Source organism: Georgenia deserti, from assembly GCF_042680605.1.
Lineage (GTDB): Bacteria > Actinomycetota > Actinomycetes > Actinomycetales > Actinomycetaceae > Allobogoriella > Allobogoriella deserti.
On sequence record NZ_JBHUEE010000001.1, the window covers coordinates 636,246 to 644,435 of the forward strand.

The 8,190-nt window shown below is 71.5% G+C and carries 14 protein-coding genes; 8 read left to right on the forward strand and 6 right to left on the reverse strand.

Annotated elements, in window-relative coordinates; genetic code table 11:
* Positions 1–83: 83 nt before the first annotated feature.
* On the forward strand, positions 84–782 hold the full coding sequence (locus ACFSE6_RS03010; protein WP_465254111.1) for a sigma-70 family RNA polymerase sigma factor: 699 nt from the start codon (positions 84–86) through the stop codon (positions 780–782).
* Positions 779–1,117 (forward strand): mycothiol system anti-sigma-R factor, encoded by a 339-nt coding sequence (rsrA, locus tag ACFSE6_RS03015; RefSeq protein ID WP_388002216.1) that lies wholly within the window; start codon positions 779–781, stop codon positions 1,115–1,117. Before ACFSE6_RS03010 ends, rsrA begins: the two co-directional genes overlap by 4 nt.
* Here the strand turns inward: rsrA and ACFSE6_RS03020 are convergent.
* A complete protein-coding gene (locus ACFSE6_RS03020; RefSeq protein ID WP_388002217.1) occupies positions 1,052–1,915 on the reverse strand; it encodes a phosphatase PAP2 family protein in 864 nt (287 codons plus the stop codon). The two genes, rsrA and ACFSE6_RS03020, sit on opposite strands and share 66 nt — an antisense overlap.
* A gap of 196 nt (positions 1,916–2,111) precedes the next feature.
* Here ACFSE6_RS03020 and ACFSE6_RS03025 point away from each other — a divergent pair, with 196 nt between their 5' ends.
* From ACFSE6_RS03025 to ACFSE6_RS03045, 5 genes are all read left to right on the forward strand, one after another.
* Positions 2,112–2,189, forward strand: a complete 78-nt coding sequence (locus ACFSE6_RS03025) for a 50S ribosomal protein bL37 (RefSeq protein WP_388002359.1) — start codon at positions 2,112–2,114, stop codon at positions 2,187–2,189.
* A gap of 100 nt (positions 2,190–2,289) precedes the next feature.
* On the forward strand, positions 2,290–3,105 hold the full coding sequence (locus tag ACFSE6_RS03030; protein WP_388002218.1) for a DUF4097 family beta strand repeat-containing protein: 816 nt from the start codon (positions 2,290–2,292) through the stop codon (positions 3,103–3,105).
* On the forward strand, positions 3,102–3,713 hold the full coding sequence (locus ACFSE6_RS03035) for a hypothetical protein (RefSeq protein WP_388002219.1): 612 nt from the start codon (positions 3,102–3,104) through the stop codon (positions 3,711–3,713). Before ACFSE6_RS03030 ends, ACFSE6_RS03035 begins: the two co-directional genes overlap by 4 nt.
* Positions 3,710–4,009, forward strand: coding sequence for a DUF6457 domain-containing protein (locus ACFSE6_RS03040; RefSeq protein WP_388002220.1), 300 nt, complete (start codon positions 3,710–3,712; stop codon positions 4,007–4,009). The genes ACFSE6_RS03035 and ACFSE6_RS03040 overlap by 4 nt, the downstream gene beginning before the upstream one ends.
* Entirely contained in the window at positions 4,006–4,452 is a 447-nt protein-coding gene (locus ACFSE6_RS03045; protein ID WP_388002221.1) for a molybdenum cofactor biosynthesis protein MoaE, read from the forward strand. Before ACFSE6_RS03040 ends, ACFSE6_RS03045 begins: the two co-directional genes overlap by 4 nt.
* Before the next feature lie 15 nt (positions 4,453–4,467).
* On the opposite strand, the gene ACFSE6_RS03050 is transcribed toward ACFSE6_RS03045, so the two are convergent.
* The 4 genes from ACFSE6_RS03050 to ACFSE6_RS03065 form a co-directional block, all read right to left on the reverse strand.
* Positions 4,468–5,112, reverse strand: a complete 645-nt coding sequence (locus ACFSE6_RS03050) for a maleylpyruvate isomerase family mycothiol-dependent enzyme (protein WP_388002222.1) — start codon at positions 5,110–5,112, stop codon at positions 4,468–4,470.
* A gap of 1 nt (position 5,113) precedes the next feature.
* The gene (locus ACFSE6_RS03055; RefSeq protein ID WP_388002223.1) at positions 5,114–5,590 is read right to left on the reverse strand and encodes an SRPBCC family protein; all 477 of its coding nucleotides are present in this window, start codon (positions 5,588–5,590) and stop codon (positions 5,114–5,116) included.
* Position 5,591: 1 nt separating this feature from the next.
* Complete coding sequence (locus tag ACFSE6_RS03060) at positions 5,592–5,939, reverse strand: ArsR/SmtB family transcription factor (protein WP_388002224.1); 348 nt, start codon at positions 5,937–5,939, stop codon at positions 5,592–5,594.
* Between the two features lie 233 nt (positions 5,940–6,172).
* Positions 6,173–6,877: a spermidine synthase gene (locus ACFSE6_RS03065; RefSeq protein ID WP_388002225.1), complete on the reverse strand. Its 705-nt coding sequence runs from the start codon at positions 6,875–6,877 to the stop codon at positions 6,173–6,175.
* A 39-nt stretch (positions 6,878–6,916) separates the two neighbouring features.
* On the opposite strand from ACFSE6_RS03065, the gene ACFSE6_RS03070 reads away from it, so the two are divergent.
* Positions 6,917–7,690 (forward strand): hypothetical protein, encoded by a 774-nt coding sequence (locus ACFSE6_RS03070; RefSeq protein ID WP_388002226.1) that lies wholly within the window; start codon positions 6,917–6,919, stop codon positions 7,688–7,690.
* 21 nt (positions 7,691–7,711) lie between these two features.
* Here ACFSE6_RS03070 and ACFSE6_RS03075 read toward each other — a convergent pair whose 3' ends face one another.
* A complete protein-coding gene (locus tag ACFSE6_RS03075; protein WP_388002227.1) occupies positions 7,712–8,026 on the reverse strand; it encodes a MoaD/ThiS family protein in 315 nt (104 codons plus the stop codon).
* Positions 8,027–8,190 lie beyond the last annotated feature (164 nt).

The window sequence follows — 8,190 nt, forward strand, 5'->3', positions numbered from 1 at the left end:
TCAGGTCTGCGACCCCGTGCCGGAATGTTCGCCGCCGCGCCGTCGTTGTCGCGGTCGTGACACTGACGACGGAACTCCCCACACTGCCGGGTCCCACGGACCAGGCGCCGCAGCCCTGCGCACGCGCGCAGGGCGCCGCGGCACTAGGCTCGTGGGCGATGACCGAGACCCACGAGGGCGACGCCGACCGCCGCGCCCCGGACGGCGAGAGCGACGACGTCCGGGCGGAGCGGTTCGAGCGCGAGGCCCTGCCGTACCTGGACCAGCTCTACGGTGCGGCCATGCGGATGACCCGCAACCCCGCCGACGCCGAGGACCTGGTCCAGGAGACGTTCGCCAAGGCGTTCGCGTCCTTCCACCAGTACAAGCCCGGCACGAACCTCAAGGCGTGGCTGTACCGAATCCTCACCAACACCTTCATCAACAGCTACCGCAAGAAGCAGCGCGAGCCCCAGCAGTCGGACGCCGAGCAGGTCGAGGACTGGCAGATCCACCGGGCGGCCTCGCACACCTCGACCGGGCTGCGTTCCGCCGAGGCGGAGGCCATGGACCTGCTGCCCGACTCGGACATCCGCGACGCCCTGAGCGAGCTGCCGGAGGACTTCCGTATCGCCGTCTACCTCGCGGACGTGGAGGGCTTCGCGTACAAGGAGATCGCGGAGATCATGGGGACCCCGATCGGGACGGTGATGTCCCGTCTGCACCGTGGACGCCGCCAGCTGCGCGAGCGCCTCGTCGACCACGCGCGGGAGCTCGGTATCCGGACGGAGGCCAAAGCATGAGGCACGCGAGGAGCGGCGGGACGCCGGAAGAGCACCTCGTGAGCCGGGCGGAGGAGGCCGTGCGCGCCCGCGCCGGTGAATCGGGCCCGTGCAGCTGCGAAGAGCTGATGGATCACCTCTTCGAGTTCCTCGACGCCGAGTTGGACGAGAGCGAGGAAGCGCGGCTGCGCCGTCACGCGGCCGAGTGCCCGCACTGCACGGAGGCGGCCGACGCCGAGGTGCACATCCGCGAGCTCGTCAAGCGGTCCTGCGCAGAGGTGGCGCCCAGTTCACTGCGGATGCGGGTCCGCTCGCAGCTCACCGTGCTCAAGGTCTCCCGGGTCCGGGCCGACTGAGTCCGGGCTCGTCCCGACGGGTCGTCCCTCCGGCGCGGCACCGGTGTTGGGCGCGCCGAACGTGCCCGTGGTCCCCGCCGGCGGGCCGTTGGTCTCGGGCGGTGGGTCGGTCGTTGTCGCGTCCGTCTCGGTGCCGGGAGCGGGCACCAGGCGCGCGATGAGATGCCGGTCGACCCAGATCACCACGTGCAGCAGTACACCGCCGGTCAGCAGACCGGCGGGTAGGTCGGTGGCCCAGTGCCAGCCCAACAGGTAGGCCGTGGCCACCGAGTTGACCGCGATGATGCCGACGGCGATGACGAGGCGGCGGCGGACGGTCGCCGAGGGGCGGCAGTACCGGAAGATGAGATAGACGGCGGCACCGTAGATGAGGATCGCCTCGGAGGTGTGTCCCGACGGGTAGGAGATCCCGTGCCAGCCGTCCTCGAACAGGCCGCCGGCGAAGAATCGGGCGTCCTGCATCACCGGCGCCGGGCGCGCCAGCACCAGTTTCATGAGCCCGACGCCCCCGAAGAACGCCGCCTCCGCCGCCGCGACGACAAACAGTGGGCGCCAGGTGCGCCGGCGCCGCGCGATGACGACGGCGACCGCGAGCAGCACCGGGAGGCACACGGCCTGGCCGGTGATCCGGTCCAGCACCTGCTGCAGGACCCACGGCACCGGGTCGGGGAAGCCGCGCGCCCAGTAGCGGTGCCAGGTGGCCTCGTAGGGGCGCAGCGGACCGGCGACCAGGAGGGTGAACCCGATCAGGGCGGTCAAGAGCGCCGGCAGGGACACCAGCGACTTCAGGGCGCGCACGTGACCACACATTAGCCGCCCACCTCACCCATCGCCCCAGGTGGCCGGGTGTTTCGGGGCGGCGTGTGACCGGAATCGCGCGCCGGATGAACACGGCCCCAAGACGGGGCAAGCAGCGGGTAACCGTGCCGTACACCGTCGTCTCCCGCTGATGTGGGACCATATCCCGGTCGCCGCATCCAGAAGGAGTGACGAGATGAGCAAGCGCGGTCGCAAGCGCCGTGCCCGCAAGGGCAACGCCGCGAACCACGGCAAGCGCCCCAACGGGGGCTGAAGCCGAGCGAGGGCCGGGTCTCCGTCATGGAGCCCGGCCCTCGCCGTCGGCTCCGACCGAAGCCCGGTCCGCACCGTCCGGGGCGCGTAAGGTCGGATTCATGGCCACCCGATCCTGGATCGTCCCCGGCGTAGCCCAGCACCAGATCGACGACGTCACCCGATTGCGGGTCCAACTTGTGGCGGGCAGTGTCGAGGTGCGCAGCCACGAGGCACCGCACGTGTGGGCCGAGGTCACCGAGCTCGTCGGCAATCCGCTCGAGATGACGGTCGAAGGCGGACGTCTGACCATCGGGTATCCGTCCATCGGCTGGGAGGGCTGGGTCAAGCGGCTCCGGTCGTACAACTCCTCCGACTCGGCCGCGCTGACCATCTACGTCCCGCACGGAACCGGCACCAGCGTGGCGACCGCCTCGGCCGACGTCACGGTGCGCCACCTCGTCGAGGACGTCACCGTCAACACCGCCGCGGGCTCCATCCTGCTCGACGGTTGCCGGGGCGCCGCGACGTTGAGATCCGCCTCGAGCGGAATCGTCGTCTCCGGTCACGACGGTCCGCTGCGGGTCAACGCCGCGGCCGGGCGTACGAGTCTCGCGGGTCGGCTCCCACGGGTGGAGGTCGCGTCGATGGCCGGCGACATCGCTGTCCGCACCGACTCGGACACCTCGAAGGTCGACGTCTCGACCGTCTCCGGCGACATGCGCGTGGCCCTGCCCATCGGAACCGGCGTCTCGCTCAGCGCACGCAGTGTCTCCGGCGCCGTGCGCCTCGACGGGACCGATCACCGGACCTCCGGATTCGGGGCGACCACAGTCGAGGATCGCACGGAGGGCGGCATCTGCTTCCTCACCGCACGCTCCGTCTCCGGGGACCTCGACGTCGTCCGCGAACCCGCTTCCCTGCCGAGGGCGTCATGAACGACGGCGGACGGTTGGCCCCGGTCGCGGGGGCCGGGGACGACACCGTCTCGGGATTCCAGGCGCAACTCGTCCAGGCCGCGCGGGACCGTGCCGGGAGCTGGGACGCGGCCGCCGAGGTGCTCGCCGCTCCGGCGGAACGCACCGTCGAACGACTCCGGTCGGGGGAGATCGCGACCGCGTGGCGGTTGGCTGCACGGTGGCTCGAGGCGGACGCGGACCTGTTCACCGCGGACCTGATGAGCCTGGACGTCTACGCCCGCGCGGCGCGCCGCCGCGACCCGGCCGACGACCTGTCCGCCCTGCGCGAGGATCACACCGCCCACCTCGCGCCCGCAGGGGACCTGGCGGACGCGGCACGGCAGGTCGCCGAGCTGTGCCGTCGCGAGGCCGACGCCTGGGCGACCGGCGACGCCCCGGCGGCGCGTGGTCTCCGGGCGGACGAGCGCACGCACCTCGACGAGCATCTGGTCCCCGCCCTGCCGGATGCGGCCGCCTCGCTCGCGGCCCACGCCGAGACCAGGGTGGGACGCACGCTCGGACGACTGCTGTTGGCCATCCTGTCGGTCGAGACCGGCACCGACTACACCCGGGAGGGCGATCAGTGAGCACCGGCGAGAACCTGCGACGCGGCGACGAGACCCGCAAGATGGCGCAGATGAACGCCTGGCTCGACGAGGTCTGTGCCGAGCTCGGCGTCGACCGCACCGTGGTCGGCGAGGTGACGCCGGACCTGTTGCGCTTGGTCAGCGCGGTCGCACACGGCCCTTCGCGGCCCGGTGCCCCGCTGACCGCCTTCGTCGTCGGCCTCGCGGCCGGGGCGGGCGGCGCGTCCGCCGAGGCGGTTCGCGGCCGCGCGGACGCGGTGGCCAGCCTCGTGGCCGCCCGGGAGGAGCAGCCGTGACGGATCGGCTCGCCCCGCCCGGTCAGCGCGTCGTGCTCGCCGCCGTCCGAGACGCGGAGATCACCGTCGCGGAGTGCGAACGAGCGGTCGCGGACTCGGCGGCCGGCGCCGTGGTCGCCTTCACCGGGGTGGTGCGCGATCACGACGGCGGGCGTGCCGTCAGCGGGATCGAGTACGTCGCCCACCCCGGGGCCGGATCGGTCGTGACGCAGGTGGCCCACGATCTCGCGGTGCGGTTCCCCGTGGATGCCGTCGCGGTTCTGCACCGGGTCGGCACCCTCGCCGTCGGCGACGTCGCGTTGGCCGCCGCGGTGTCCGCCGCCCATCGCGCCGAGGCCTTCGCGGCTGCCGCCGAACTCGTCGAGGAGATCAAACGGCGCCTGCCGGTCTGGAAGCGGCAGGTCTTCCCGGACGGCTCGCACGAATGGACGGGCAGCGCCTGAGGGACGCGCCTGCCGTCAGTGGCCCTGCGAGACGCGGGTCGTCAGCGTCGCCAGCCCTGGTCCGTCGAGATCCGTCAGTGCCGCCTCGCGGCCTGCGACGGCGAGGAGCAAAGCCTCGCCTGGGCCGCGAACCTCGGGTCCGTCGCCGTGAACGAGATCGAGGTCGGTGACCACCAGGCGCAGGCCCGCCGCATTCTGCTTCGCCGGGAGCACCGGCGCGGCCAGCGCGCGGGGGAGGGCTGCCGCCAGCCGTTCCGGGGGCACCGTCCGGGGGAGGCCGAGCGGCCGGCGGATGTCCTGATGGTGGATGAGGGCGTCGGTGAGGCCGATCATGCCGCCGAAGGCTGCCGGCAGTCCGCGTGGGGTCAGGTGTGTCCGGAGCAGGGCGAGCAGGTCCTCCGGGGAGTGCTGAGCATAGTCACGCAGACTGACGGCGTTCGCGTCGCCGCCGCCGAGCCGGCCGCGCAGGAGCCGCCACGGAAGGCCGCGCCAGCCGATCTCGTCGTAGCTGATCACGTGGGCGACGACGTCCCGGACACTCCAGCCGGCGCACAAGCTGGGCGCACGCCACTGTTCGGGAGTGAGTCCGGCCAGGAAGTCGGCCAGGTCCTCTCGCTCCGCGGCTGCGAGCGCCATGCCCGTCGGTTCCTTGGTCGCCATCTCAGGTATCCGCCAACCCGGCGAATCGTTCGAGATACACAGGCCAGCCGCCGGGCCCGTCGACGGAGTCGCGCTCGCGCTCCCAGCCGTCACCGTGCCGGTCCAGATGACGGTGCTCCAGCGCCACGAGCGTCCGCTCCGGGCCGTCGGGGATGAACTGCACCTCGACCTCACTGCTGCGGCCCGGGTCGGTCTCGACCGTCCACGCCGGCGTGATGTCCCACGAGATGACGACGCGGTGCGGTGGTTCGAAGACGAGGACCCGTGCCCACCGGCACTGTGAGCCGTCCTCGGCGCGGTCGTAGACGGCACCGCCGACGCGTGGCTCGAAGACCGTCTCGACGATGGGGGAGTCGAGCAGGTTGTGCTCGCGGGGTTTGATGGCGTCGAACTGCTCGGTGAACACCACGAACGCGCGTTCGGCGGGCACCTCCACGACGACCTCGTGGCGCACGGTGGTGGGGTCGGCGACGGGCATATCAGGTCTCCTCGGTCTGGGTCCGGGTGCGGGTCTGGGGCGCCGCTGAACTCTCGGCGACGGACTTGAGGTTCGTCAGCGTCTGCGCCCAGAAGGCGTCGAGCTCGGCTCGCAGGGCACTCAGGCCCGTGGTGTCCACGGTGTAGATGCGCCTGGTGCCGGCGGTGTGGACGCGCACCAGCTCCGCCGCACGCAGCACCTTCAGGTGCTGGGAGACGGCAGGACGTGAGATCGGCAGGTCGGCGGCGAGCTCACCGACGGACTGCGGCCGGGAGGTCACCGCGTGAAAGATCCGCCGCCGGCTCGGATCCCCGAGGGCGGTCCACGCGTCGACTTCGTTAGTGAGCACTTACGGTAAGTTACCGCTTACCGAGCCGCATGCCAAGCCCCACTGCAGAAAGCACCCGTGGGCACCAGAGCGTGGGGCAGTTGCCAGGGGGCCTGGACGCCGTCGACCCCCGTCTCGTGGGTACGCGGCCAGGGCGCCTCGGGACGACGAGGCGCGCAGGATGACAAGGTCGCCGCTCACCTGGGGACCGTCCTGTCCCCAACCGGCGACCGGGACTGTCGCGTCCGCGCTTGTCAGGTCCTGGCGCTGTAGAGGACGTACTCCTCGTCCCGGTCCTGGAGGCGGACCGGCAGGGCGCTCACCTGGACAGCGGCGAATGTCGCGGACAGTGCCTCGTGCAGCTCCGGCGCCGGTGCGGAGGACCACACCGCCAGAACGCCGCCCGGCCGCAGCGCCCGGCAAAGGCGAGTCAGGGCCGGTTGCTCGTAGAGCTCGCGATTCCGCTCGTGGACCAGGTATCCGGGCCCGTTGTCGACATCGAGCAGCACAAGATCGAACTCGGCCGAGGCCGCCATGAGGACGTCGGCGACGTCGGCCACGAGGACTTCGACCCTGGCGTCAGCCAAGAGCTCCGGGCCGTGCGCCACGGTGCCGTCCCGCATCCACGTGACCACATCCGGTTCGATCTCGACGACGACGCAGCGTTCCACTCGCGGATCCGCGAGGACCTCGGCGAGGGTGAATCCCAGGCCGAGGCCGCCGACCAGAACGGCGGCCGGGTCGGCGCACGTGCGCAGCGCCGCAGCGGCCAGCATCCGCTCAGTGGTGACGTCGGCCGTGTCCATGACGAAGACGCCGTTCACCCGCAGCTCCAGATCCCCGGACGGCCGGCGCGACAGCGCGAGTTCTCCGCGCTCGGACCGAGTTCGGGCCAGGTGTTCCATCGCGGTGTCGTCTCCGTCGGGTGTGCCCTGGACGCGGAAGCGCCACAGGCTCACGGCGTCCGGACGACAATACGAGACGAGCATAATGCTGGTGTGACCTATCCAGGTGGGCCGCCCCGCGGGCCGTACTCGTCGCCACGTGGACGGCAGCACCCGGCGACGAAGCCCGTGCCCACCTGGGGAGCGGATCTGCGCAGGATGCTCATCGTGGCCGGCTTCGTCGCCGTCTTGTGGACGATCTTCATGCTGGTCTCCGCCACCGGGCTGCTCAGGACGAACAACCTCGATCAGGTCGAACCGGACGGCGTCTGGGCGGGCATCCTCGCCGGGCTCGGTCCCGCGCTCTGGACCTACTCGCTCGTGAGCTTCAAGCGGGAGGACAACGGCTTCCGGCGGACGGGCCTCCCCGGTCTGGTGATCCTGGGTGCCCCCCTCGCCGCTGCCATCCAGCTTGCCTCGATGCTGGTGTGGCCGCTCGTGGTCGACAAGCTCATGCACGGCCAGACCGTCATCGCGACCTACTCCTCGGATCCACTGGCTTTCGGTCTCGCGGCCGCCTTTGTCATCGCGATGTACGCCTGGTGTCTGCTCTGCCTGCTCGGCATGGCCCTGGACAGCATGGGTGCAGGGCTGATCGGAGCAATCCTGATGATCGCAGTCGCAGGCGTGGGGATCTGGCGGGGCATCCGCATCTTCGACAACCCGCCGACCGAGACGAGCCTCCTCGTGTGGGCGGTCATCGCCGCCCTCGGACTGGTCCTCCTGCCGGTGATTGCCGCGGTGGTCACGCGGCGTACGCCGGACACGGGGCAGGAGTACCCGTACCGTGCCGCGTCAGAGGGGCGCAAGAGGCCGAGAGGCTGGTGAGACCCACGCTCTGACGAGCGGTCAGCCCCCCGCGAACGGGGGCAGGACGTCGACGCCGACCTCGGCGGCGCCGGAGAGGCGGGCGGCACCGTCGTCCGCGACCACCCGAGTCTGCCCGTCGACCAGGAGACTGGAGATGGCCAGCACCCGGCCCAACTGCGGCCCGTGGGCGACCGTGAGCGTCTCGACCAGCTCGCCGACCGTGCAGTCCGCCCGGACGGCGAGGTCCTCCGAGGACGTCCCGGCCGCCTCAGCGGCGGCGGCGAAGTACCGCAGACGAACCCGTGTCGCCTGATCGGTGGGGGCAGCAGGCTGCTGCGCCATCGCCTCGGTCATCACACCCTCCGTTCGTCCCTCACTCGTGCTCGTCACCCTCGGTGCTGGCTGGTCGGGTTCCTCGCACTCCGTTCGTCCCTCACTCGTGCTCGTCACCCTCGGTGCTGGCTGGTCGGGTTCCTCGCACTCCGTTCGTCCCTCACTCGTGCTCGTCACCCTCGGTG